Origin of the sequence: Arthrobacter sp. CAN_A212, assembly GCF_015752345.1 — a bacterium.
Lineage (GTDB): Bacteria > Actinomycetota > Actinomycetes > Actinomycetales > Micrococcaceae > Arthrobacter_D.
The window spans coordinates 108,888-134,521 of sequence record NZ_JADOUT010000005.1 but is presented as its reverse complement, the minus strand read 5'-3'; the positions used below and the strand labels follow the sequence as shown (position 1 = coordinate 134,521).

The window sequence follows — 25,634 nt, the reverse complement described above, 5'->3', positions numbered from 1 at the left end:
GTTCTCAACGAGGAGGAATCATGGCTACCGAGCCATCGCCGCCGGACGCTCATACAGCAGCGCCCGTCGACTTCACCGCATATCAGCAGAATCCCCAGTTCAAGGAGCTACGGAAGCGCCACCGCAGCTTCGTTTTCCCAATGGCGGTCTTCTTTCTGCTCTGGTATTTCCTGTATGTACTGCTGGCGTCCTACGCCACCGACTTCATGTCGACCCCGGTCTGGGGAAACATCAACATCGGCCTGATCATGGGGCTGCTGCAGTTCGTCACCACCTTCGCCATCACCATGGGGTACGTCACCTACGCCAACCGGAAGCTGGACCCGATCGCCGCGGACATCCGCCACGAGCTTGAGGTCACCGCACCGGAGATCTTCGTCGAAAAGCCAGGAGCGAACAAATGATGCCGCTGTCCCTGCCGATGCAGACGGTCGAGAGCACCCAGGTTGGTGAGCCGTGGCTGAACATGACCATTTTCGGTCTGTTCGTCGCCGTCACCCTGGTGATCGTGCTCCGGGCAAGCCGTAATACCAAGACCGCCGCCGACTACTACGCGGCCGGCCGGTCCTTCAGCGGACCGCAGAACGGTACCGCCATTGCGGGCGACTACCTGTCGGCGGCGTCGTTCCTCGGCATCGTCGGTGCCATCGCCATCAACGGCTACGACGGCTTCCTCTACTCCATCGGCTTCCTCGTCGCCTGGCTGGTAGCGCTGCTGCTCGTCGCCGAACTGCTGCGCAACACGGGCAAGTTCACCATGGCCGACGTCCTGTCGTTCCGGCTGCGCCAGCGTCCGGTGCGCATTGCTGCCGCCATCACCACCCTTGCCGTCTGCTTCTTCTACCTGCTGGCGCAGATGGCCGGCGCGGGCGGACTGGTGTCGCTTCTGCTGGGAATCGACGACCGGATCGGCCAGTCCCTGGTGATCACCGTCGTCGGCGGGCTGATGATCGTCTATGTACTGATCGGCGGCATGAAGGGCACCACCTGGGTGCAGATCATCAAGGCCGTCATGCTGATCACCGGCGCGTTCGTGATGACCATCTGGGTCCTCGCAATCCACAACTTCAACCTGTCCACCCTGCTCGGTGCCGCGATGGAGACCGCGGGCAACCCCGAGATCATCAACCCGGGCCTTCAATACGGGGTCAGCTCCACGTCGCAGCTGGACTTCGTCTCGCTCGCCCTGGCGCTGGTCCTCGGTACGGCTGCACTGCCTCACGTCCTGATGCGGTTCTACACGGTGCCGACTGCCAAGGAAGCCCGCCGCTCAGTGGTGTGGGCCATTTGGCTCATCGGCGGGTTCTACCTGTTCACCCTGGTGCTCGGTTACGGTGCAGGTGCCCTCATCGGCGCCGACCGCATCACCGCCGCCCCCGGTGGAGTCAACTCGGCGGCACCGCTGCTCGCGTTCGAACTGGGCGGACCAATCCTGCTCGGCGTGATTTCGGCGGTCGCCTTCGCCACCATCCTCGCGGTGGTTGCCGGACTGACGATCACCGCAGCGGCATCCTTCGCCCACGACATCTACGCGAACGTGATCCGCAAGGGCAACCTTGACCCCGACGGTGAGGTGAAGGTGGCACGACGCACCGTCGTCGTCATCGGGATCCTGTCCATCCTTGGCGGCATCGGCGCCCAGGGGCAGAACATCGCCTTCCTGGTCGCCCTGGCCTTCGCTGTCGCAGCCAGTGCCAACCTGCCCACCATCCTCTACTCGCTCTTCTGGAAGCGCTTCAACACCCAGGGTGCAATCTGGAGCATGTACGGCGGACTTGGGTCGGCAATGCTGCTCATCGCCTTCTCGCCGGTTGTCTCGGGCCGGGAAACCTCGATGATCCAGGGCGCCGACTTCGTCCTGTTCCCGCTGAACAACCCGGGCATCGTTTCCATCCCGCTCGCGTTCTTCCTCGGCTGGCTGGGTAGCGTCCTGGCCAAGACCACCGAGGATCCGCAGAAGCAGGCGGAAATGGAAGTCAGGTCCCTTACCGGGGTCGGCGCGGAAAAGGCCACCGAACACTAGGTCGGTCTTCGCGGACGTCTCACTGGCAACAGGCCGGTCCGATACCTTTCGGACCGGCCTGTTGCTCTGCGTGGGGGCTTAGCTTGACCCTGTTGCTATGGGCGGGCTAGCTTGCTCCGGGTGGGGGCCTAGCTTGAGGCCCGGGGGCCCCGTTCCAGCAGCGGCTCCACCCGGAAGGGGACCAGCTCGCCCATGGCCAGGGAGGTGTCGCACCGTTCCACGCCGTCACAGCCGAGGATTTTTCCGTTGATCCTGAACAGGTCCTCCGCGTCGGCACAGACCACCCTGACCAGGATGTCGGCTTGGCCGGTCAGCCCGTAGGCTTCCAGCACTTCGGGGATGCCGGCGAGCTGCTCGGTGATGGTCGCCAGCTTCTGCTGCTGCACATGCACGTGAATAAACGCCATCAACGGGTAGCCGAGCGCAACCGGATTGATCCGACGCTCGAAGGAGAGGAACACCGACTTCTTCTCCAGTTGGGCCATCCGAGCCTGCACCGTATTGCGCGATAGCCCCAACTTCTGGGCCAGCGCCACCACCGTGCGTCGCGGGTCTTTCGCCAGCGCAATCAGGAGGCGGGTGTCGGTGGAATCCAAGGGTTGCATAATGCGCAATGCTAACACGGCCGCCGTCGTCAATATCGGGCATTCTGCTCAGTCAAACGAAGATCGGTTGTGCTCGATGGGCCCTGTGAGTAGGGTCACAGTATCTTTGGGTAAAGACGCCCAGGGGTCAAGGTCGGGCCAGTCGAACGGATCCCAAGCGATCCGTTCACGGTCAAGACCCAATCGATGAAGGTTGTGTAATTGTGCCTCTGAATGACACCGCTTCCGCCGGGGAAGACACGCTGATCCAGCTCCTCTCGCCCTCGGGTGTCCGGCGGGAGAACAGTGACTACGACCGGTGGGTCGCCGACGTCGATGGCCCAGCGCTGCAGGCGTTGTACGAGGACATGGTGGTGGTCCGCCGGATTGATGCCGAGGCGACCGCGCTGCAGCGGCAGGGCGAACTGGCCCTCTGGCCGCCGCTGCTGGGGCAGGAGGCAGCCCAGATCGGCTCCGGCCGCGCGCTCCGCGAGGACGACTTTGTCTTCTCCAGCTACCGGGAGAACGCCGTCGCCTACTGCCGGGGAGTGGATTTCACCGACATCCTGCGGGTGTGGCGGGGCAACGCCTCCTCGGGCTGGGATCCCTTCACCATCAACATGGCCACCCCCCAGGTCATCATCGGCGCTCAGACCCTGCACGCCACCGGGTACGCGATGGGCATCCAGAACGACGGCGCCGACTCGGTGGCCGTCACCTACTTCGGGGATGGCGCCACCAGCCAGGGCGATGTCAACGAGGCAATGGTCTTCGCTGCCAGCTACCAGGCACCGGTCATCTTCTTCTGCCAGAACAACCACTGGGCAATCTCCGAGCCCGTGGGCCTGCAGGCTCACGTTCCGATCGCCAACCGGGCCCCCGGGTTCGGCATCCCCTCGGTGCGCGTCGACGGCAACGACGTGCTGGCCTGCCTGGCGGTCACCCGGCAGGCGCTGAACCGGGCCAGGACCGGCGGGGGACCGAGCTTCATCGAAGCCGTCACCTACCGGATGGGACCCCACACCACCGCCGATGATCCCACCAAGTACCGTGACGCCAACGAACTGGAGGACTGGGCGGCGAAGGACCCAATTTCCCGGTTGGCAACACTGCTCCAGTCGATGGGCCTGATGACCGACGAATTCGTGGCGGCGGTGAACACGAAGGCGGCCGAGGTCGCAGCGAAGCTCCGCTCTGGCTGCATCGAAATGCCCGAGCCCGAGCCGATGGACGTCTTCAAACACGTCTACAGCACCCCCAACTCCTGGCTGGACCGTCAGCAGGAGAACTATGGCCGTTATCTCGCCACCTTTGAGTCGGACCCCGCAGCCACGGAAGGAAGCCACTAATGTCCACCATGACATTCGGCCGGGCCATCAACGCCGGCCTGCGCAGGGCAATGGAACACGACCCGAAGGTGATCCTCATGGGCGAGGACATCGGCAAGCTGGGTGGCGTTTTCAGGATCACCGAGGGGCTGCAGAAGGACTTCGGCGAGCACCGGGTGCTGGACACTCCGCTGGCGGAATCGGCCATCATGGGGACCGCCGTCGGGATGGCCTACCGCGGCTACCGCCCCGTGGTCGAAATCCAGTTCGACGGGTTCATCTACCCGGCCTTCGACCAGATAGTCTGTCAGGTCGCCAAGCTTCACTACCGCACCCAGGGTGCCGTGAAGATGCCCATCACCATCCGGGTGCCGTTTGGTGGCGGCATCGGGTCGCCCGAGCATCACTCGGAATCGCCCGAAGCCTATTTCACCCACACCTCGGGCCTGAGGGTCATCAGCGTCTCCAATCCACAGGACGCGTACACGATGATCCAGCAGGCCATCGCCAGCGATGACCCCGTCCTGTACTTCGAGCCGAAGCGGCGGTACCACGCCAGGGGCGAGGTGGATGAGTCGGTCGACCTCGCAGCGACCTCCATGGAAGACGCCCATGTGGTTTCCCCGGGAAGCGACGTCACCCTGGTGACCTACGGCCCGCTGGTTCCTACCGCGCGGGACGCAGCGATCGCCGCGTCCGACGACGGGCTGTCAGTGGAGGTCATCGACCTGCGGTCGCTGGCCCCGATCGACTTCGCGACGATCGAGGCGTCGGTGCGGAAGACCGGCCGGTTGGTGATCACCCACGAGGCGGCACAGTCGGGTGGGCTGGGCGCGGAAATCGCGGCCAGCATCACCGAGCGCTGCTTCAACTATCTGGAGCACGCACCGGTCCGGGTAACCGGCTTCGACATCCCGTACCCGTACTCCAAACTGGAATTCCATCACCTGCCCGACCTGGATCGGATTCTCGACGGCGTGGACCGCGTCATGGGACGACCCAATTCGCTGAGCGGGCTCGAAAGGTAGTGGCAACTGTGATTAAGGAATTCAGGCTCCCCGACCTGGGCGAGGGACTGACCGAGTCGGAAATTGTGAGCTGGCATGTCGCCGAGGGCGACATCGTCGAGCTGAACCAGATCATTGCCGACGTGGAGACCGCCAAGGCGGTGGTGGAACTACCATCACCCTACGCAGGGGTGGTGGCGCGGTTGCATGAGCAGCCAGGCACCGTAGTGGAAGTCGGTGCCCCGATCATCTCGTTCGATGTTCAGTCGGTCGGCGGCTCCGATAGTGGGGGAGCAGGTGTTGGTGGCCCCGCCGCAGCGGATTCCGATGGTGCGGGCGGTGGCGACGACGGTGCCCCTGCCAAACGCGAGCCCAACCTCGTGGGTTATGGTGCCGCGGTCGAAAAGGGTGGACGGCCTTCCCGGCGCCCCCGTGGCGGGTCTGCCGGTGCTTCACCGGCATCCGCGGCGTCGGCATCCGCGGCGTCGGCACCAGTGGAGCCGACGGCAGTGGAGCCGGCGGCCCCAGAGCAACCAATGCCAGCACCGAAGCCGGCATCAGCGCCAGCAGCACCTGTTGCGCCGGAGCCGGCGTCAGCTGTCGCGCCGGAGTCGGCAGGCACAGCAGCCCCGGAGCGGCCCCGCTCCACGCCGCCGGTGCGGAAACTTGCGCGTGATCTTGGGGTTGAGTTGGCATCGGTCACCGGGACCGGGCCGAACGGCCTGATCACCCGCGAGGATGTGCTCTCGGCGGCGGACAGCGACCAGGGAGCGACCTCCGGCATCGTCGGATCCGAGGCAGCGCCCCAGCCGCCCGCGACCCTTGGGCACCGTGAAACCAGGACCCCGATCAAGGGAATGCGCAAGCACACCGCGGCTGCGATGGTCGCCAGCGCGTTCACCGCACCGCACGTCACCGAGTTCCTGACCATCGACGTCACCCCCACCATGGACCTGGTGGCACGTTTGAAGGCCAGCAGGGCTTTCGCCGACGTGAAGATCACCCCGCTGACCCTCGTGGCCAAGGCGTTGTGCATTGCCGTGGACCGCAACCCCACGGTCAATACCCGCTGGGACGAGGCGGGCGCCGAGATCGTGCAGCATCACTATGTGAACCTGGGGATTGCCGCAGCCACCCCGCGCGGGCTGATGGTGCCCAACCTCAAGGACGCCGACCGGATGTCCCTGCTGGAGCTCGCCCGGGCCCTGACCACGCTGACCGAGACGGCCCGCGCCGGGAAAACCAGTCCGTCGGACCTCTCGGGTGGCACCATCTCCATCACCAATGTGGGAGTGTTCGGGATCGACGCCGGAACACCGATCCTCAACCCGGGGGAGGCGGCCATCCTCGCGATGGGTGCCGTGCGACGGACGCCGTGGGAATATCAGGGCGACATTGCGTTGCGCTCGGTGATGACGCTCAGCCTGTCGTTCGACCATCGCCTGGTGGATGGCGAGCAGGGGTCACGCTTCCTCGCCGACATCGGCACGATCCTGTCCGATCCCGGGATGGTCCTGACGATGATCTAGTGGACCGGGCGGGGCCCTCAGGGGCGCCGCCGGGTCGAGAGATCGCAGGGGTACGCCTGATCCGGTGAGCAAGGTGGACCGGGCGGGTCAACCTGGGCAATCGTGGCTGGCCTTTCCCTCACCGAGGTCGAGGTTGCTGCGGATGGTCCAGGTTGCTCACCGGCGTCTACCGCTAGCGGAGTTCGAGAACCAGTTCCTTGACGACGGCGCCGCGGGCATTGGCGAATCCCTGGACCTCACCGATGTGCTCGAAGCCGTAGCGTTCGAGGATCCTGATGGAGTTGACGTTGTCCACCACGGCGCGTGCCCGGATAGGCCGGTCAGTGAACTCCTCGAGGAATAGCCCCACGGCTGCCGTCGTAATGCCCTGACCCCAGCGGGCCTTGTCGATCCAGTAGCTGATCTCGGGGGTCTCGTCGTTGCGGTACGCAAGGATGCTTCCCACAACAACGCCGTCGTTGAGGATGGTGCGCACGGTGATCTGGGGGTCGTTCAGGATGTTCTGCCAGTGGTGATTGAACACCCCACGGTCTGCGGGGTTCTTGGCCGTGAACGCAGCCATGTGGTTGGCGCTGGGATCGAGCTGATGGGTGAAAAACTCGTCCAGGTCGGAGGGTTCAACGGCGCGTAGTGAAGTCACATCGAACTTTCGGTTAGGTGTCGGGTAGAAACAGGTTACTAGGCAATCGGCTAGGCATTAAGCGCCGACCAGGCCATCTTCTCCAGCAGCGACCGCAGATCGGCGATATCGTTGTCGGTCTTCCGGCGGTTCGTGGTGTGCGGGGTGGAGTTGATCAGCCCGAAGGCGGCGTGAGCCTTTCGTCGAAGGTGGCCGGGGTCGGCGTCCGGCAGGAGCTGGGCCATGACATCCACCCACACTTCCACATATTGACGCTGCAGGAACCGCACCGTGTGCTCGTCCTCGGGGGAGAGGCTGTTCAGGTCGCGGTCCTGCACCCGGATGACGTTGGCGTTGCGCAGCGCGAAGTCAACCTGAAACCGGATGAGTCCCCGGAGTGCTGACGCCGGATCGGCTGCCTCCGCGACGACCGCGTTGCTTCCCTGGAGCAAGTCTTCGCTGACCCCTGCCAGGAGGGCGGCAAGAACTGCCGGTTTGCCGCTGAAGTGGCGATACACCGCGGGGCCGCTGACACCGGCCGCGGCACCCAGGTCCTCGATCGACACCCCGTTGTAGCCCCGTTCGGCGAAGAGCTCGGCCGCGGCGTCGAGCAGCGCAGCGCGTCGGGACGCTTTCGCCCGGCTGCGCCCGGTGATCCGGCCTGGAGCCGAAGCTTCCATGGGTGCCCCATCTCGTCCGGCCGCGGAGACCGGTGATCTTATTTTGGTGGACAAGTCGGTTATTAGCTACTAACCTAAACTCAGTTAGTACACACTAACTGAAAAGCCTTCCAACCGACGGTTAGCTCGCCGATGAGCAACCGGTCAGGGAAAGACCTCGATGCAGACGCTGACTTCCCAGGTAGATCCCACCAGCCCCGGCTTTCGCGAGAACGACAGTGCGCAACGGGGTCTGGTGGACGAATTACGCGACCGGCTTGCGGAGGCGGCTCTCGGAGGCCCAGCCCGTTCCCGTGAACGGCACGTGGCCCGCGGCAAGCTCCTCCCGCGCGAGCGCATCGACCAGTTGCTCGACGACGGCAGTCCCTTTCTGGAGATCGCGCCACTGGCTGCCAACGGTCTGTACGACGACGAATGCCCGGGCGCCGGGGTCATCGCCGGCGTTGGTCTGGTCCACGGCCGCCATGTCCTCGTGATCTCGAACGATGCAACGGTCAAGGGCGGCACCTACTACCCGCTCACCGTCAAGAAGCACCTCCGTGCCCAGGAAATCGCGCTGGAAAACAACCTGCCATGCGTCTACCTGGTGGACTCCGGCGGAGCGTTCCTGCCGAAACAGGACGAGGTGTTTCCGGACCGGGAACACTTCGGCCGTATCTTCTTCAACCAGGCCACCATGTCCGCCCGGAAGATTCCGCAGATCGCCGCCGTCATGGGCTCCTGCACCGCGGGCGGCGCCTACGTTCCAGCGATGAGCGACGAGACGGTCATCGTCCGTAACCAGGGCACCATCTTCCTCGGAGGACCGCCGCTGGTGAAAGCGGCAATCGGAGAAATTGTCACCGCCGAGGAGCTGGGCGGGGGAGACGTCCACTCGAAAATCTCGGGCGTCACCGACCACCTCGCCGAAAATGATGCCCACGCGCTCGAGATTGTCCGGGACATCATCTCCACGCTGCCCCGGAACCAGCCTGCCTGGGACATCACGCGGTCAATCGAACCTGCAGTCGATCCAGACGAGGTCTACGGAGCCGTCCCGACAGATGTCAACGCCTCCTACGATGCCCGCGAGGTCATCGCCCGGCTCGTGGACGGCAGCGGGTTCCATGAATTCAAGAAGGAGTACGGCGCCACCCTGGTGACCGGCTTCGCTACCCTACACGGCCACCAGGTGGGGATTGTCGCCAATAACGGAGTGCTGTTCAGTGAATCCGCCCTCAAGGGCGCTCACTTCATCGAGCTGTGCGACCAACGTGGCATCCCCCTGATCTTCCTGCAGAACCTCTCGGGCTTCATGGTCGGCCGCGACTACGAAGCCGGTGGCATCGCGAAGAACGGCGCCAAGATGGTGACCGCCGTCGCCACCTGCCGGGTCCCCAAACTGACGGTCGTCGTCGGCGGGTCCTTCGGCGCAGGCAACTACTCGATGTGTGGCCGTGCCTACTCCCCGCGTTTCCTGTGGATGTGGCCCTCCAGCCGGATCTCGGTGATGGGCGGCAACCAGGCCTCCTCGGTGCTGGCCACCGTCAAGCGTGACCAGCTGGAAGGGCGGGGCGAGGAGTGGAGCGCCGACGACGAAGAGGCCTTCAAGGCCCCCATCCGCGACCAGTACGAGGAGCAGGGCAGTCCCTACTACTCGACCGCCCGGCTCTGGGACGACGGCATTATTGACCCCGCGGATACCCGCACGGTGCTCGGCCTCGCGTTGGACGTCTGTGCCAACGCCCCGGTCCGGGACACCTCCTTCGGCCTCTTCCGGATGTGAGCGCAGATGCTACCGATTGAACCAACCACTGATACCACCCTGCCCGGGACGGCTGTGCCCGAAACAGCCCTGTTCACGACAGTGCTCGTTGCCAACCGTGGCGAGATCGCCTGCCGGGTCATCAGGTCCCTCAGGGCACTCGGCATCAGGTCAGTGGCGGTCTACAGCGACGCCGACGCCGGTGCCCTCCACGTGCGTGAGGCCGACGAAGCGGTCCGGATCGGCCCGGCCGCCCCGGCGCAGAGCTACCTCTCCATCGACGCGATCCTTGAGGCCTGCCGCCGGACGGGCGCGCAGGCCGTTCATCCCGGGTATGGGTTCCTCAGCGAGAACCAGGGGTTCGCCCAGGCGCTCAGTGATGCTGGCCTTGCCTTCATTGGCCCCTCGGTGCACGCCCTGAACGTGATGGGTGACAAGATCCGGTCCAAAAACCACGTGATGGACCATGGAGTGCCGGTGGTGCCCGGCATCGCCCAGCCGGGCCTGACCGACCAGCAGCTGCTCGACGCGGCCGCCGACGTTGGTTTCCCGCTGCTGATCAAACCCTCGGCGGGCGGCGGCGGCAAGGGAATGCACGTCGTCGAGCGTCAGGAAGACCTGGCAGCCACCCTGCCGACCGCCAGGCGGGTCGCTGCCTCGGCGTTCGGGGATGACACCCTGTTCCTTGAGCGCCTGATCCTCACCCCGCGGCACATCGAGGTGCAGGTACTCGCTGACAACCACGGCAACGTCATTCACCTGGGGGAGCGGGAATGCTCCCTGCAGCGCCGGCACCAGAAAGTCATTGAGGAGGCTCCCTCACCACTCCTGGACGATGCCACCCGGATCCGCATCGGTGAGGCTGCCTGCAACGCCGCGCGCAGCGTCGACTACAGCGGGGCGGGAACCGTTGAGTTCCTGGTATCGGCCGACGCGCCGGACGAATTCTTTTTCATGGAAATGAATACCCGCCTCCAGGTCGAGCACCCGGTCACGGAGATGATCACCGGTATCGATCTGGTCCAGTGGCAGGTCCGTATTGCAGCCGGCGACAAGCTCACCCTCACCCAGGAGGACGTGGTGCTGACCGGCCACGCCGTCGAGGCCCGGGTTTACGCCGAGGATCCCGAGGCTGACTTCCTGCCCTCCACCGGGACAGTGGCCGGGCTGTCCGAACCCCGGGGCGAGGGCATCCGGGTGGATAGCTCGCTGCTCACCGGGCTCGAAGTTTCCGCGAGCTACGACCCAATGCTCTCCAAGGTCATCGCGTGGGGACGCAACCGCACCGAGGCTCTGGACCGTTTGGACCGTGCGCTCGCCGACACGGTGGTGCTCGGTGTCAACACCAATATCGAGTACCTCAAGCTGCTGATCAACGACGACGACGTCCGCGCCGGACGCCTCGACACCACCATGATCGAGCGGAAGCTGCCGGGACTGGCCTTCCGCCGCATCAGTGACGAGGAACTCTCGATTCTCGCTGCGGTCGATGCTGGCGGGAGTGCCAGCGAAAGCGACGGCGGACCGTACGGCGTGCGCGACGGCGTCGTCGCGTCGCCCTGGGCCCGCCGCGACGGCTGGCGGATTGGAGCCCACCGGCCCCGACGTCTGAACCTTGCTGTCTCGCCCGACGACGTCCGCGAGGTTCTGGTGACGCCGGCCCGGAGCGGGTTCGAGGTCAGGATCGGGGACGGCAACACTCGCTTCGTGACCTACGACCCCGTGCAGGGGACAGTGACAGTTGACGGAATCCGTCGCAACGCGGCGATCGAACGTGGGGCAGGCAGGATCTGGTACGCCGACGCCGGCTGGTCCACGTCGGTACGGAGCCTCAGCAGGACCGAGCGTCTCGAAGCCCAGCTGTCGCGGATCGCCCGCGCCGAAGGCACTGCAGACCCCGAGGTGCGCTCGACGATGCCCGGAACGGTCACGTCGGTGGCGGTTGCCGACGGCGACACGGTCGACGCCGGCCAGACCCTGCTCAGCGTCGAGGCCATGAAGATGGAGCACCAGCTCACCGCATCGGTTGCCGGTACCGTCTCGATCCACCTCAAACCCGGCGACCTCGTCAAAGCCAACCAGATCGTCGCCCGAATCCACGTGACGGAAACCCTGCCCGACCCTGCGGACTCACCGAAAATGAAAGAAGAACTGTAAGCCATGAATTTTGAACTCAGCGAGGACTACCAGGACCTGGTGGACACTGTCCGCGAATTCGCGGACGAAGTTGTCGCGCCGGTGTCCGCCAAGCACGACGAAGAGCACAGCTTCCCGTACGCCGTCGTCGACCAGATGGCCGACATGGGCCTGTTCGGGCTGCCCTTCCCCGAGGAATTCGGCGGGATGGGAGGCGACTACTTCGCCCTGTGCCTCGCCCTGGAACAGCTGGCCCGGGTGGATCAGTCCGTGGCCATCACCCTCGAGGCAGGGGTCTCCCTCGGCGCGATGCCGGTTTACCGGTTCGGCACCGAGGAGCAGAAACGTGAATGGCTGCCCATGCTGGCCAGTGGCAAGGCCCTCGGTGGCTTCGGTCTGACCGAGTCCGAGGCTGGTTCGGACGCCTCGGGCACCAAAACGACCGCGAAGCTCGTGAACGGCGAATGGGTCATCAACGGCACCAAGGAGTTCATCACCAACTCCGGCACCGACATCACCCGGCTGGTCACCGTCACGGCTGTCACCGACACCGTCACGCGCGAGGACGGTTCGGTGAAGAAGGAAATCTCCACCATCCTCGTCCCGTCCGACACACCAGGTTTCACGGCAGAGAAGGCATACAACAAGGTGGGCTGGAACGCCTCCGACACCCACCCGCTCACCCTGACCGACGTGCACGTTCCGGAGGCGAACCTGCTGGGCATGCGTGGCCGCGGCTACGCGAACTTCCTCCAGATCCTCGATGAGGGCCGCATTGCCATCGCCGCGCTCGCCACCGGTGCCGCGCAGGGCTGTGTCGAGGAATCGATCAAGTACGCCAAGGAGCGTCAGGCGTTCGGCACCAATATCGGGTCGTTCCAGTCGATCCAGTTCAAGATCGCCCGGATGCAGGCCAGGGCGCACACCGCCCGGTTGGCCTACTACGACGCCGCGTCACGCATGCTGGCCGGCAAGCCGTTCAAGACGCAGGCATCCATCGCTAAGCTGGTGGCTGGTGAAGCTGCCATGGACAACGCCCGCGACGCCACCCAGATCTTCGGCGGCTACGGATTCATCAACGAGTTCACCGTGTCACGCCACTACCGCGATTCGAAGATTCTCGAAGTGGGCGAGGGGACAACCGAGGTTCAGCTGATGCTGATCGCCCGGGAACTCGGTCTCTAGCCCCACGCCACACGCCAGTACCTAAGGAGTTACAGTGATCGACAAAGTTGTTGCGACGGCTGCCGAAGCGGTAGCCGATATCCCCGATGGTGCGTCACTTGCCGTCGGCGGGTTTGGCCTCTGCGGAATCCCGGTTGCCCTGATCAGTGCCCTGCACGAGCAGGGCACCACCGATCTGGAAACCATCAGCAACAACTGCGGGGTGGACAACTGGGGGCTCGGCGTTCTCCTCTTCGATGGGCGGATCCGTCGCACCATCAGCTCCTACGTGGGCGAGAACAAGGAGTTTGCCCGCCAGTACCTCTCCGGTGAGCTGGAGGTGGAACTGACCCCGCAGGGCACCCTTGCCGAGCGGTTGCGCGCGGGGGGCGCCGGGATCCCCGCGTTCTACACTCCCGCCGGGGTCGGCACGCAGGTGAGCGAGGGTGGGTTGCCGCAGAATTACGACGACGCCGGGAACGTTACGAAGGCTTCAGCGCCGAAGGAAGTACGCACCTTCGGCGGCCAGGACTATGTGCTGGAGGAGTCGGTCAACCCCGATTACGCGCTTGTTCATGCCTGGAAGGGTGACCGGCACGGCAACCTGGTGTTCCACGCCACCGCGATGAACTTCAACCCGTTGTGCGCCCAGGCCGGGAAGATCACCATCGCCGAGGTGGAGGAACTGGTGGAACCAGGCGAACTCGACCCCGCGCAGGTTCACATCCCTGGGATCTTTGTCCAACGCGTGGTGCTGGCCGCGAACCCGGAAAAGCGGATCGAGAAGCGCACCGTATCACTCGCTTCCGAGGCACCTACCGAATCCAACCCTGCCGACTCCACTTCTGCAAAGGCGGTCTGAGACATGGCACTGACACGAAACGAACTCGCTGCCCGCGTCGCCCTTGAGCTGGAGAACGGTCAGTACGTCAACCTGGGCATCGGTATGCCGACGTTGATTCCGAACTACATCCCCGACGGTGTCGAGGTGGTGCTCCACTCCGAGAACGGGATTCTCGGCGTCGGGCCCTATCCCACCGAGGAGCAGCTGGATCCGGACCTGATCAACGCGGGCAAGGAAACGGTGACCGCGAACGCCGGGGCCGCCTACTTCGATTCAGCGGCGTCTTTCGGCATGATCCGCGGCGGCCACGTTGACGTGGCGGTCCTCGGGGCAATGGAGGTCGCTGCGAACGGGGATCTCGCCAACTGGATGATTCCCGGCAAGATGGTCAAGGGTATGGGTGGCGCCATGGACCTGGTCTTCGGTGCGAAGCGTGTCATCGTGATGATGGAACACGTTGACCGCAGCGGCAAGCCAAAGATTGTCAGCAGCTGTTCACTTCCCTTGACCGGCAAGGGGTGCGTCAACCGGATCATCACCGATCTTGCGGTGATCGACGTCGACGCCGACCGTAACGGTGGCACCCTGGTGTTGCGGGAGACCGCGCCAGGGGTGACCGTCGATGAGGTCCTCGCGGCAACGGGAGCGCCTCTGGAGGTTGACCTGCATGGCTGAGACTGACGCGGCGAACATCCAGAGGGAAGCGCCCGAGCGTGCCGTGGTGGAGCAGCGTGGGCTCTATTTTGAGGAACTCGACACCGAGGTGGTGTATTCGCATCGGCCAGGACGCACCCTGACAGAGACCGATAACGTCCTGTTTACGACGATGACCATGAACACGCAGGCCCTCCATCTCGACGCGGCGTGGAGTTCGACGCAACCCTTTGGGCAGCGGCTGATGAACTCGATGCTGACACTGGCGACCGTCGTCGGGCAGTCGGTCCCGCAGCTGACCCAGGGGACCATCGTGGCGCAACTGGGGATGACCGATGTGCGGTTCCCGCACCCGCTGTTCCACGGGGACACCCTGTACACGGACACGGTGGTGACCGAGAAGCGGCTTTCGGCGTCGCGGCCCGGCCAGGGCATCGTCACGATGGAACACACCGGCCGGAATCAGGACGGCACCGTCGTCGCACTGGTCACCAGAAGCGTTCTGATGTGGACCAGGGAAGGGCACCTGAGCTCATGAAGACCTTTACCATGGGGCCGTCGCTGCTGTTCTGTCCCGCCGACCGGCCGGAGCGGTTCGCGAAGGCGGCTGACCGTGCGGACGCAGTGATCCTTGACCTCGAGGATGCGGTAGCTCCGGACGGCAAGGCCGCGGCGCGGGAAGCGGTGGCGGTGAGCACGCTTGACCCTTCGCGCACTATCGTGCGGATCAACCCTGCGTCGTCAGGCGACTACGCGCCCGACGTCGAGATGCTCAAGCACACGCCGTATCGCACCGTGATGCTGGCCAAGGCTGAATCGGCTGCCGATCTCTGGGGATTGAGTGCGTTTTCGGTTGTCGCCCTGTGCGAGACAGCGGTAGGGGTGCTGAACGCGCAGGCGATCGCGGCCGAACCGAATGTGGTGGCGTTGATGTGGGGTGCCGAGGATCTGGTCGCGTCGTTGGGCGGGTCGTCCAGCCGGACAGCTGACGGCTCCTATCGGCACGTGGCGCTGCAGGCCCGATCCCAGGTGTTGTTGGCCGCGGCTGCCGCGGGCAAGGCGGCGATGGACTCGGTGTATATCAACATTGCCGATCTGGACGGGTTGGCGGCCGAGTCCCAGGATGCAGTGGCTTCGGGATTTGGGTCGAAGGCCTGCATTCATCCGAGTCAGGCGCCGGTGATCCGTCAGGCGTATCGGCCGTCGGCTGAGGAAGTTGACTATGCCCGGGCAATCCTTACCGAGGCAGCCCAGAGCGGCGGCGTCTTTCAGTTTCAGGGTCGGATGATCGATGGGCCGATCCTTCGTCATGCCGAGCAGACCCTGGCACGGGCTGGGGAACTGCCCGGATAATCCTGCCAGCCTCGGCTGAAGATCAGTTCCGGGAATTTGTGAAGGTCCGTTCACCGTTACCCCTATATGAGAACAGTGATAGCAGGAGCCCACGGAAAAATTGCCCGCGAACTTACCCGCCAGCTTGTTCAACAGGGTCACGAGGTTGTCGGACTGGTCCGCAACCCGGAGCAGAACACAGACATTGAGAACGACGGCGGCACCCCGGTAGTGGTCGACCTCGAGTCGAGTACGCCCGACGAGCTCGCCCAGGTGCTGACTGGAGCCGACGCTGTCGTTTTCGCAGCCGGCGCAGGCCCAGACAGCAGTGCGGAACGGAAAGACTCGGTCGATCGCGGAGCCTCAGTGCTGCTGGCAGACGCCGCAGAGATTGCCGGCGTCAAGCGGTTCGTCCAGGTTTCCTCGATGGGAGCCGACTCGGTTCGGGACGGCCAGCGCCCTGACGGACTCGACGACATCTTCTACGCCTACCTTCAGGCCAAGCTCGCCGCAGAGGAAGACCTGGCGGCAAGGTCGTCCTTCAGCTGGACGGTTATCCGCCCGGGTGGACTGACCGACGACGCCGCGACCGGCAGGGTGCGGCTTACTTCGAAGACCGGCCAGGGGTCGGTGCCACGCAAGGACGTGGCTACGGTCATCGCGGCGTTGCTCGACAGCAAGCTCGGGGACCGACAGGTGCTGGAGCTGATCTCCGGCGAGGAAACCATCGCCGACGCGCTCGCCTCCATCAGCCGCTAACCAGCGACCCGCTCACCAGCAACCCCGCTCACCAGCGGTCCGCTCAACAGAAACGGCCCTTGGGCTCAGGAACTGCCATCGCAACCGGCGGGCCTGAGCCTGAGGGCCGTTTTTGCGTCCGGCCCCGTGCGCGATACTTGAACCATGGAATTTATCGCCCCAGCCACTGGACGACGCCGGGTGGTCATTCTCGGCTCCACCGGCTCCATCGGCACCCAGGCCATCGACGTGATCCGGCAGGCACCCGAGCGCTTCATCGTCACCGCCATCTCGGCCGGCGGAGGCAACCTGACGCTGTTGGCAGAGCAGGCTGTCGCGGTCAACGCCCAGGCTGTCGCCTCGGCCTCCGGCACCGACGCCGGACTCAGCGACGCCATCCGCAAGGCTGCCGCCGCAGTTCCGGCAGCAAAAAACTATTCGCCGCAACTGTTCACCGGGCCCGACGCCTCAGCCCATCTCGCCGCCTGGCCCGACGCCGACGTCGTCCTCAATGGGATCACCGGTTCCATCGGGCTCGCGCCAACTCTCGCGGCGCTCAAGGCCGGACACCTGTTGGCCCTGGCCAATAAGGAATCCCTCATCGTGGGCGGCCAACTGGTCCACGACGTCGCCGCTGAAGGCCAGATTGTTCCCGTCGACTCGGAGCACTCGGCCATTGCCCAGTGCCTTCGCTCCGGCAGTGCAGCAGAGGTCGACCGGCTGATTCTCACCGCATCCGGCGGACCCTTCCGGGGCAAGGCGCGGAAGGACCTGCAGAGCGTCACCCCGCAGCAGGCCCTTGCCCACCCAACCTGGGACATGGGCAGGATGGTCACCACCAATTCCGCCACCATGGTCAATAAGGCGCTGGAGGTCATTGAGGCCCATCTGCTGTTCGGCATCCCGCTGGAACAGATTGACGTCGTCGTGCACCCACAGTCGATCATCCACTCGATGGTGCAGTTCACCGACGGGTCAACCATCGCCCAGGCCTCACCGCCCGATATGCGCCTGCCCATTGCCCTCGGCATCGGGTGGCCGCACCGCATCCCGGGTGCGGCAACCCCGTGTGACTGGACCACCGCCGCCTCCTGGACCTTCGAACCCCTCGACGAGGAAGCCTTCCCGGCCGTGCGGCTGGCCAAGGCGGCTGCGGCGCGCGGGGGAACGGCGATGGCAGTCTTCAACGCCGCCAACGAGGAGGCCGTCGAGGCTTTTCACAGCGGAGCCATAGGTTTCACTGACATTGTGGATACGGTGGAGGCCATCACCGCCGAGCATGACAGTGGCGGGCCACTCACTCTCAGCAGCGTGCTCGACGCCGAGAAACGGGCACGCACACTCGCCCGGATTCGTTGTGGTGTGCAGGATCAGTACAGCTAAGCCAAAGGAACCACGTTGTCCATTCTGCTCTTCGTTCTGGGAGTACTTTTCGTTGCAGTAGGCATTGCGGCGTCCATTGCTCTGCACGAAGTGGGGCATCTTGTCCCCGCCAAGCTTTTCAGGGTCCGCGTCACCCAGTACATGATCGGATTCGGACCCACCCTCTTCTCCCGCCGTCGCGGCGACACCGAATACGGGTTCAAGGCCATCCCCCTGGGGGGATATGTGGCGATGGTGGGGATGTTTCCACCCGCCAAGAACGACGACGTCGACTCCGGCACCGCGGTCCGGCCGTCCAGCACCGGGATGTTCCAGCAGCTCACCAACGACGCCCGGCAGGCCGCCGCCGAGCAGCTCCGTCCAGGTGATGAGAACCGGGTCTTCTACAAGTTGCCCATCTGGAAGCGGATCGTCATCATGCTCGGTGGGCCGGTGATGAACCTGCTGATCGGCGTCATCATGTTCGCCGTCCTCATCATGGGCTTCGGATCGCCCCAGGCGACCACCACGGTCTCCGAGGTGTACGAGTGTGTGGTCCCCGCCAGCCAGCAGGCGTCAACCGGCCAGACCTCGTGCACGGCTGACGATCCCGCGGCCCCCGCGTTCGAGGCGGGCCTGCAGCCAGGCGACCGCGTGGTGAGCTATGACGGCCAGGAAGTCACCGACTGGACCGAGCTCTCCGCCTGGATCCGGGATACGGCTGGCGCCGAAACGGACGTCACCTACGTGCGCGACGGCGAAACCATCAACACCACGATCACGCCACTGCTGACCGAACGTCCGGTGCCCGACATTGACGGCCGCCCCAAGCTCGACGCCGACGGCAATCCGGTGCTGGAAGCCGTGGGATTCATCGGCGTCGGCTCACAGCAGGAACTGGTCCCCGGCCCCGCCAGCGAAGTGTTGCCGGCGGTCGGCGAGAATGTCGTCGCGGTGACCGGGGTGGTGATCAACCTCCCGCAGCGGGTCGTCGAGGTGGGGCAGGCCGCATTCTCGGATGCTCCGCGCGATCCGGAGGGACCCATCAGCGTGGTCGGCGTCGGCCGGATCGCCGGCGAGGTCTCCGCCATGGACGAGATCCCGATCGAGTCCCGCGTGGCAACCCTGGTCGGGCTGGTGGGCGGCGTCAATATTGCCCTGTTTGTGTTCAACCTCATCCCCTTGCTGCCCCTCGACGGCGGACACATCGCCGGTGCGCTCTGGGAGGGACTCCGCCGGACCTTCGCGCGGCTGTTCAGGCGCCCCGACCCCGGCCCCTTCGACATGGCGAAACTCCTCCCGCTCACCTATGTGGTGGCCGTGTTGCTGATGGGAATGGGCGCGTTGCTGATTTACGCCGACATCGTGAAGCCGGTCGACCTCTTCGGCTAGCCAGTCTTCCCGACCCACCTGAAGACCGGTTGTAAATCAATTTGAGTACCAAATAGGTTGATATTTAATTTACAACCCAATATGGTTGTCATATGTTCGTGCTGACGATTGACCAGAAAGGCAGTTCGCACGCCGACGACGGCGTTCCCAGGTTGCTCCAGTTGCTGCGGCAGGTGCCGGTGATCGTTCCCTTCGACCGGTCGGTGGGGGATGAGGCGCAGGGAGTGCTCGAATCGCCCGAGGCAGTGGTGGACGCCGCCCTGCTGTGCCTGCGGGCGGGCGGCTGGTACGTGGGCATTGGGGTGGGCGACGTCGACCTACCGCTGCCAGCGACTGCCCGGGAAGGCCGGGGTGCAGCCTTTGTTGCCGCCCGCGCCGCCGTCGAGCGCGCCAAGAAGGCGGGGGACCGGGCCGCCGTCGCCGTGGAGGGTGGACTCGGGGCCGCCGACGCCGAAGGCGTACTGATGCTGATTGGGCTGCACGTGATGAAGCGAACCGCTGCTGAATGGCGGATCCTGGACCAGTTGGAACCCAACAAGTGGGGGAGCCAAACCGCAGCGGCACGCCGGCTGGGCATCACCACCCAGGCCGTCAGCAAGGCGGTTGCCCGTTCGGCGTGGGTCGAGGAGTGGGCCGCCCGGCCGGCTGCCGCCGTCCTGCTGGCCCGCGCGGATGCGGGGGAGGCAGCTACCCCAGGGTGAAGCGTCGTACCCGTCCGGTGTCGTACCCAGACGGTAGAGTCCCGGAGTGAAGGCTGCAGTCGGGATGCCTCAGTAGGGGATCCCCAGCCGGCCTGTGATGCGAAAGCCGCGACGGAGGACGAGAGATGGAAGCGCTGTGGGTGATACTGACGCTGCTCGTGGCAGCCGGAGTGGGGTGGCCTGTCACGATCGGTGTGTTGAAGGTCGCACGATCGGTCGACGAGCACGGTGAATCCACAGGGCAGCAGCGGACTGTCGACTACGGGACACCCGGCAAGACCCTCACGATTGTGGTCCCGGCCCAGCCCGCACACCAGCCCGGCACCCCGGCAAACCCTGCGATGCCCCGGCCGGGTGTCCTGCGGGGTGGCCTGGTGATCGGGATCCTGGAGCGGCTCGGCGTCGCCGCAGCCATCCTTGCCAACGAGCCCGTGGCCATTGCCTACGTCGTGGCGATCAAGGGCCTGGGCCGCTACTCCGAACTGAAGGAAACGCCCGCGGTCGCTGAGCGGTTCATCATCGGCACCCTCGCATCACTGCTGTGGGCTGCGGCCGTCGCCGTCCTCGCGGCGAGGTACCTGCTGTAATCACGTATAAGGTGGTTCTATGAGTGTTTTCGCAGTGGAATACGTGTATGGCCCTGATACCTCCGACCTACGCGACGAGCACCGGCCAGCTCACCGCGAATGGCTGACCGGTCTGGTAGGGGAAGGTCGCGTGCTCGCGTCCGGCGCATTCGCCGACGGAGCCGGCGCACTCCTGATCTTCACCGCTGAGAACGAGCAGTCGCTCAACGATCTGGTAAGCCAGGATCCGTTCGCGCTGGTTGGCGCCATCGCAGCAGTCAAGGCCACCGAGTGGAAACCCGGCATCGGCCTGCTGTCGCAGTACGCCTGAGCCCAACCTCGCAACCTGTAAATACTTGATGTACCGATGAACTACACATGGAGGATCCTTTGACCTCGGTCAGTTTAGGAATGCCAGCCGCACCGCCGCCCGTCCTTGCTCCGCGCCGCAAAACCCGGCAGATCAAGGTCGGCTCCGTGGGCGTTGGATCGGATTCGCCTATCAGCATCCAGTCCATGACCACCACCCCCACCACCGACATCAACGCGACGCTCCAGCAGATCGCAGAACTGACGGCCACCGGTTGCGACATTGTCCGGGTCGCCTGCCCGTCAGCCGACGACGCCGCGGCGCTGCCGATCATCGCCAGGAAGTCCCAGATTCCGGTCATCGCCGATATCCACTTCCAGCCGAAGTATGTGTTCGCGGCGATCGATGCCGGGTGCGCAGCAGTCCGGGTCAACCCCGGCAACATCAGGAAGTTCGACGATCAGATCAAGGAGATCGCCGCAGCGGCCAAGGCTGCCGGCACCTCGATCCGGATCGGCGTCAACGCCGGGTCGCTCGACCCGCGGCTGATGGAAAAGTACGGCAAAGCCACCCCCGAAGCGCTCGTCGAATCGGCGGTCTGGGAAGCCTCACTCTTCGAGGAACACGACTTCCACGACTTCAAGATCTCGGTCAAGCACAACGACCCGGTGATCATGGTGCGTGCCTACGAGCTGCTGGCCGAGCGCGGCGACTGGCCCCTTCACCTGGGCGTCACCGAGGCCGGGCCGGCCTTCCAGGGCACCATCAAGTCGGCGACAGCCTTCGGAGCCCTCCTGGCCAAAGGCATCGGCGACACCATCCGCGTCTCCCTGTCGGCACCGCCGGTTGAGGAAATCAAGGTGGGCAATCAGATCCTGCAGTCGCTGAACCTGCGACCCCGCAAGCTGGAAATTGTGTCCTGCCCTTCCTGCGGCCGCGCCCAGGTGGATGTCTACACCCTCGCCGAGCAGGTCACTGCCGGCCTGGAAGGGATGGAAATTCCCTTGCGCGTCGCGGTGATGGGCTGTGTCGTCAACGGTCCCGGCGAAGCACGTGAAGCCGACCTCGGTGTTGCGTCCGGAAACGGAAAAGGCCAGATTTTCGTCAAGGGACAGGTCATCAAGACTGTTCCCGAGGACCAGATTGTTGAGACACTCATTGAAGAGGCCATGAGAATAGCTGAGGAGATGGGGGAAGCTGATGGCGAGACTGCTGGCCAGGGTGGCCCCATGGTTACCGTCAGTTAGGTCGCACGCAGAGCAACCCGACGCGACCGGACCAGACGCTGCCGGGGCTGCCGCTACGGGTACCGCAGTGGATGACGGCTTCCTGACGCTCGACAAGGAACACAACGAGGCGCTCGGCCGCCTGGTTGACCGGGACCCGACGTCGAATGTCTTCATCGCATCCCACCTGGAAGCCTCCCGTGGCTTGTCTCCGTCCTACGCGGGCGGCGAAGTGATCGGAATGTTCAGGGCAGGGGAACTCGTCTCGGCTTGCTGGGCCGGCGTCAACTTGGTGCCGATCGGGGTGTCCCCGGACGATGGCGCGGCGCTCGGCACCCACCTGGGCGCCTCCGGCCGAAAGTTTTCCTCCATCTTCGGGCCAGCCGACGCGGTCCTGGCCATCTGGTCGACCCTGCGGCTGCACAGCCCGGAGCCGTTCGATGTGCGGCCCCAGCAGCCGCTGCTGGCCATCACCGGAACGCCCAAGGTAGACCCGGCGCCGGGACTCCGGTTCACCCGCGAGGATGAGCTGGATGTGATCGTTCCTGCCTGTGCCGCCATGTTCGAAGAGGAAGTCGGGTACTCGCCCTTCACCGGCGGCGGCGATCATTACCGTCGCCGCGTCGCCTCCCTGGTTCGCCGGCAGGCGTCCCTCGCCGATTTCGACCACGACGGCCAGGTGATCTTCAAGGCCGAGCTCGGCACCGTGTCGAGCACCACCGTCCAGATCCAGGGGGTCTGGATGAACCCGGCCTACCGTGGACAGGGGCTCAGCGCCCGCTACCTCGCCGCCGTCGTCATTGCCGCACAGCAGCGCGCGCCAGTGGTGAGTCTGTACGTCAACTCGTTCAACACGCGCGCTCTCTCCGCCTACCGGACGGTGGGCTTCGAAGAAGTGGGCACCTTCGCCACGGTGCTGCTGTGAAGGCGGCGCTGTTGTGAAAGTGACGCTGTCGTGAAAGACCGGAGGCGACGCCCGCTCACCGTGCTCTCGTGTGCTGCGCTCATCGCCGTCGGGGGCTGCAGCGCTGGCCCGGACATTGACGAACTCCCCGCTCCCGCCACGCTGTCAGCCGAACCGACCGACGGAGCCGAACCCACTGAGGCCGCCGAACCAACTGTCGATCCCACCAGTACGGAACCGGCCGGGACCGATCCCACGACGATTGCCCAGCCGAACACCGAATACACCCCCGAGGAACTGGTTGCTGCGCTGACGGCGGTGGATGAGGAGCAGTCACTCGCCGGGGTGATTCTTCCTGACTCGGACATTCGCGACCTGGTGGACCGGGCCGGAACCGAGGCGCCCAGCGACCTGACGGTGACCCCCGAGGAATGCAACGTCTTCGCCGACACCGACGTCGTCGGGCCTGCCCTCAGTGCCTCGCTCGCCGTCATGACCTTCGCCGGGGCCTCCTCCCTGCAGCCCGACTCGCTCAGCCTCACCAGCCACGGGTCCGACGACGTCATCCAGGACCAGCTTGCGGCCAACCGCAGCCAGCTCGCGGAGTGCTCCGAGTTCGAGATGGACATCGCCGGTGAAGTGGTCACGGCGGCCGTCACCGAGCAACGGGTGACTACCAACGCCGACAGGACCTTCGCCGTCCGGACCGTGGTTCGGATCCCCGGGACCATTCAGGAGACCGTCTCCCTGACCGCACTGATCGGCACCACCACGATCAACGTCACAGTCGGCAGCTCCGGTGACAACGCGGAGGATCTGACCCGGGGTGAGGAGCTCGTCGACGCGACGGTCGCCGCGCTGCGGAGCCTGCAGTAAGGCACCGTCGGGCGCCCGTGTCATCAGGTGCCTCCCGAAACAGTTAGATTGGTATCTGATTGTAAAGCTGCCCCCGGCAGTCAGTGCTGAAGAAACGGATTTTAACGCGTGGTCCTTCGACTCTCCACCCTCTTCCTGCGCACCCTGCGCGAGGACCCCTCCGACGCAGAGGTCGCCAGCCACCGGCTCCTCGTGCGGGCCGGCTACATCCGGAGGGCAGCCCCCGGCATCTACAGCTGGTTGCCGCTGGGGCTGAGGGTGCTTGGCAAGGTGGAGACCATTATCCGTGAGGAGATGGCAGGCATCGGCGCGCAGGAGGTGCACTTCCCCGCACTGCTGCCCAAGGAGCCCTACGAGGCGACGAACCGGTGGACCGAGTACGGCGACGGCATCTTCAGGCTCCAGGACCGCAAGGGAGCCGACTACCTGCTGGCACCAACCCATGAGGAGATGTTCACCCTCCTGGTCAAGGACCTGTACAACTCGTACAAGGACCTACCGCTGAGCCTGTTCCAGATCCAGTCCAAGTACCGGGACGAGGCCAGGCCCCGTGCCGGCTTGCTGCGCGGCCGTGAATTCATCATGAAGGATTCCTACTCCTTCGACATCGACGACGCCGGGCTGGAGCGCAGCTACCAGCTGCACCGTGCCGCCTATCTGCGCATCTTCGAACGGCTCGGCCTCACCATCGTGCCCGTCGCGGCGACCGCCGGCGCCATGGGTGGGTCCAAGAGCGAAGAATTCCTGCACCCCTCGGAAATCGGCGAGGACACCTTCGTCGCTTCCGAGGGCGGCTACACCGCAAACGTCGAGGCGGTCACCACTGTCGTCCCGGACGAGGTCGATTTCTCCGGAGCCGCAGCCGCAGAAATCAAGGACACCCCTGATACCCCGACCATCGACACCCTGGTGAACCACGCGAACGAGGCCCTGGCCCGTGACGGCGGCCCCTGGACTGCTGCTGACACCCTGAAGAACGTGGTGCTGGCCGCCATCCTGCCCACCGGTGAGCGCCGGCTGGTCATCATCGGCCTGCCGGGTGACCGGACGGTCGATGTGAAGCGCATCGAAGCGAACCTTGCACCGCACCTCGAGGTGGGCGGCGAAGTGATGGTGGAGCCTGCCACCGACGAGGACCTGAGGAAGCATCCGGGCCTGGTCAAGGGGTACATCGGCCCCGGAGTGAGCCTGGACGCCCCGGTGCTCGGCGCCGACGGGTCAACGGGGATCACCTACCTGGTGGACCCCCGCATCGTGGCGGGAACGTCCTGGATCACCGGCGCCAACGTCAGGGGCAAACACGTCTTCGGCCTGGTCGCCTCCCGCGACTTCACCTGGGACGGGACCATCGAGGCTGTGGAGGTGCGCGACGGCGACGAGGCCCCCGACGGTTCGGGCCCGCTCAAGGCGGCCCGCGGCATCGAGATGGGCCACATCTTCCAGCTGGGCCGGAAGTATGCCGAGGCACTGAACCTGAAGGTCCTCGACCAGAACGGGAAGCTTGCCACCGTCACGATGGGCTCCTATGGCGTAGGTGTCACCCGGGCAATTGCTGCTCTGGCCGAATCGAACCGCGACGACAAGGGCATCATCTGGCCGAGGAACGTTGCCCCGGCGGACATCCACCTGGTCGCCACGGGCAAGGGCGAGGAAATCTTCGCCGCGGCCAACCAACTTGCCGAGGACCTTTCGGCTGCCGGTCTCGAGGTCATGTACGACGACCGGCCCAAGGTCTCCCCGGGCGTCAAGTTCGGTGATGCCGAGCTGATCGGCGTGCCAACCATCGTCGTGGTCGGGCGCGGCCTGGCCGACGGAGTGGTGGAGGTCAAGGACCGCCGCAGTGGTGAGGCAGAGAACATTGCGGTGGCGGACGTCGTGGAACACCTTCGCCGCCTCGTCAACTCCTAGCAGGGCC

The 25,634-nt window shown here is 65.1% G+C and carries 25 protein-coding genes; 22 read left to right on the top strand and 3 right to left on the bottom strand.

The window, feature by feature from the left end; genetic code table 11:
- The first annotated feature begins 20 nt into the window (after positions 1–20).
- Positions 21–404: a DUF485 domain-containing protein gene (locus IWX64_RS06555; protein WP_196866345.1), complete on the top strand. Its 384-nt coding sequence runs from the start codon at positions 21–23 to the stop codon at positions 402–404.
- On the top strand, positions 401–2,023 hold the full coding sequence (locus IWX64_RS06550) for a solute symporter family protein (protein WP_196866344.1): 1,623 nt from the start codon (positions 401–403) through the stop codon (positions 2,021–2,023). Before IWX64_RS06555 ends, IWX64_RS06550 begins: the two co-directional genes overlap by 4 nt.
- A 128-nt stretch (positions 2,024–2,151) precedes the next feature.
- Here the strand turns inward: IWX64_RS06550 and IWX64_RS06545 are convergent, their stop codons facing one another.
- Entirely contained in the window at positions 2,152–2,628 is a 477-nt protein-coding gene (locus IWX64_RS06545) for an Lrp/AsnC family transcriptional regulator (protein WP_196866343.1), read from the bottom strand.
- Positions 2,629–2,831: 203 nt separating this feature from the next.
- Between IWX64_RS06545 and pdhA the strand changes: the two genes are divergently transcribed.
- The 3 genes from pdhA to IWX64_RS06530 are packed head-to-tail and all read left to right on the top strand — an operon-like array spanning position 2,832 to position 6,471.
- A complete protein-coding gene (gene pdhA, locus IWX64_RS06540; protein WP_196866342.1) occupies positions 2,832–3,956 on the top strand; it encodes a pyruvate dehydrogenase (acetyl-transferring) E1 component subunit alpha in 1,125 nt (374 codons plus the stop codon).
- A complete protein-coding gene (locus IWX64_RS06535; protein ID WP_196866341.1) occupies positions 3,956–4,963 on the top strand; it encodes an alpha-ketoacid dehydrogenase subunit beta in 1,008 nt (335 codons plus the stop codon). Before pdhA ends, IWX64_RS06535 begins: the two co-directional genes overlap by 1 nt.
- A gap of 8 nt (positions 4,964–4,971) precedes the next feature.
- Positions 4,972–6,471, top strand: a complete 1,500-nt coding sequence (locus IWX64_RS06530; RefSeq protein ID WP_196866366.1) for a dihydrolipoamide acetyltransferase family protein — start codon at positions 4,972–4,974, stop codon at positions 6,469–6,471.
- Positions 6,472–6,643: 172 nt separating this feature from the next.
- Here IWX64_RS06530 and IWX64_RS06525 read toward each other — a convergent pair whose 3' ends face one another.
- Positions 6,644–7,111, bottom strand: a complete 468-nt coding sequence (locus IWX64_RS06525; RefSeq protein ID WP_196866340.1) for a GNAT family N-acetyltransferase — start codon at positions 7,109–7,111, stop codon at positions 6,644–6,646.
- A gap of 50 nt (positions 7,112–7,161) precedes the next feature.
- Positions 7,162–7,770, bottom strand: a complete 609-nt coding sequence (locus tag IWX64_RS06520; RefSeq protein WP_196866339.1) for an SACE_7040 family transcriptional regulator — start codon at positions 7,768–7,770, stop codon at positions 7,162–7,164.
- Positions 7,771–7,930: 160 nt separating this feature from the next.
- Between IWX64_RS06520 and IWX64_RS06515 the strand changes: the two genes are divergently transcribed.
- From IWX64_RS06515 to IWX64_RS06435, 17 genes are all read left to right on the top strand, one after another.
- Positions 7,931–9,535, top strand: coding sequence for a carboxyl transferase domain-containing protein (locus IWX64_RS06515; RefSeq protein ID WP_196866338.1), 1,605 nt, complete (start codon positions 7,931–7,933; stop codon positions 9,533–9,535).
- Positions 9,536–9,541: 6 nt separating this feature from the next.
- Positions 9,542–11,671 (top strand): acetyl/propionyl/methylcrotonyl-CoA carboxylase subunit alpha, encoded by a 2,130-nt coding sequence (locus tag IWX64_RS06510; RefSeq protein WP_196866337.1) that lies wholly within the window; start codon positions 9,542–9,544, stop codon positions 11,669–11,671.
- A 3-nt stretch (positions 11,672–11,674) separates the two neighbouring features.
- Positions 11,675–12,835 (top strand): acyl-CoA dehydrogenase family protein, encoded by a 1,161-nt coding sequence (locus IWX64_RS06505; protein WP_196866336.1) that lies wholly within the window; start codon positions 11,675–11,677, stop codon positions 12,833–12,835.
- A 34-nt stretch (positions 12,836–12,869) separates the two neighbouring features.
- Complete coding sequence (locus IWX64_RS06500; RefSeq protein ID WP_196866335.1) at positions 12,870–13,676, top strand: CoA transferase subunit A; 807 nt, start codon at positions 12,870–12,872, stop codon at positions 13,674–13,676.
- A gap of 3 nt (positions 13,677–13,679) precedes the next feature.
- The gene (locus tag IWX64_RS06495; protein WP_196866334.1) at positions 13,680–14,333 is read left to right on the top strand and encodes a CoA transferase subunit B; all 654 of its coding nucleotides are present in this window, start codon (positions 13,680–13,682) and stop codon (positions 14,331–14,333) included.
- Positions 14,326–14,850, top strand: coding sequence for a MaoC family dehydratase (locus IWX64_RS06490; RefSeq protein ID WP_196866333.1), 525 nt, complete (start codon positions 14,326–14,328; stop codon positions 14,848–14,850). The genes IWX64_RS06495 and IWX64_RS06490 overlap by 8 nt, the downstream gene beginning before the upstream one ends.
- A complete protein-coding gene (locus IWX64_RS06485; protein WP_196866332.1) occupies positions 14,847–15,665 on the top strand; it encodes an HpcH/HpaI aldolase/citrate lyase family protein in 819 nt (272 codons plus the stop codon). The genes IWX64_RS06490 and IWX64_RS06485 overlap by 4 nt, the downstream gene beginning before the upstream one ends.
- A gap of 66 nt (positions 15,666–15,731) precedes the next feature.
- Positions 15,732–16,403: an SDR family oxidoreductase gene (locus IWX64_RS06480; protein WP_196866331.1), complete on the top strand. Its 672-nt coding sequence runs from the start codon at positions 15,732–15,734 to the stop codon at positions 16,401–16,403.
- 144 nt (positions 16,404–16,547) lie between these two features.
- Entirely contained in the window at positions 16,548–17,765 is a 1,218-nt protein-coding gene (gene dxr, locus IWX64_RS06475; protein ID WP_196866330.1) for a 1-deoxy-D-xylulose-5-phosphate reductoisomerase, read from the top strand.
- 15 nt (positions 17,766–17,780) lie between these two features.
- Positions 17,781–19,136: a M50 family metallopeptidase gene (locus IWX64_RS06470; RefSeq protein WP_196866329.1), complete on the top strand. Its 1,356-nt coding sequence runs from the start codon at positions 17,781–17,783 to the stop codon at positions 19,134–19,136.
- 92 nt (positions 19,137–19,228) lie between these two features.
- On the top strand, positions 19,229–19,837 hold the full coding sequence (locus tag IWX64_RS06465; protein WP_196866328.1) for a MarR family transcriptional regulator: 609 nt from the start codon (positions 19,229–19,231) through the stop codon (positions 19,835–19,837).
- Between the two features lie 125 nt (positions 19,838–19,962).
- The gene (locus IWX64_RS06460; RefSeq protein WP_196866327.1) at positions 19,963–20,424 is read left to right on the top strand and encodes a hypothetical protein; all 462 of its coding nucleotides are present in this window, start codon (positions 19,963–19,965) and stop codon (positions 20,422–20,424) included.
- A 19-nt stretch (positions 20,425–20,443) separates the two neighbouring features.
- Positions 20,444–20,734, top strand: coding sequence for a YciI family protein (locus IWX64_RS06455; RefSeq protein ID WP_196866326.1), 291 nt, complete (start codon positions 20,444–20,446; stop codon positions 20,732–20,734).
- A gap of 59 nt (positions 20,735–20,793) precedes the next feature.
- Positions 20,794–21,960 (top strand): flavodoxin-dependent (E)-4-hydroxy-3-methylbut-2-enyl-diphosphate synthase, encoded by a 1,167-nt coding sequence (ispG, locus tag IWX64_RS06450; protein ID WP_171587380.1) that lies wholly within the window; start codon positions 20,794–20,796, stop codon positions 21,958–21,960.
- A complete protein-coding gene (locus IWX64_RS06445; RefSeq protein ID WP_334683189.1) occupies positions 21,914–22,864 on the top strand; it encodes a GNAT family N-acetyltransferase in 951 nt (316 codons plus the stop codon). Before ispG ends, IWX64_RS06445 begins: the two co-directional genes overlap by 47 nt.
- Before the next feature lie 30 nt (positions 22,865–22,894).
- Positions 22,895–23,719, top strand: a complete 825-nt coding sequence (locus tag IWX64_RS06440) for a hypothetical protein (protein ID WP_196866325.1) — start codon at positions 22,895–22,897, stop codon at positions 23,717–23,719.
- A gap of 108 nt (positions 23,720–23,827) precedes the next feature.
- Positions 23,828–25,627 carry a proline--tRNA ligase gene (locus IWX64_RS06435; RefSeq protein WP_196866324.1) on the top strand — a complete coding sequence of 600 codons (1,800 nt, stop codon included), beginning with the start codon at positions 23,828–23,830 and terminating at the stop codon, positions 25,625–25,627.
- Positions 25,628–25,634: the final 7 nt, after the last annotated feature.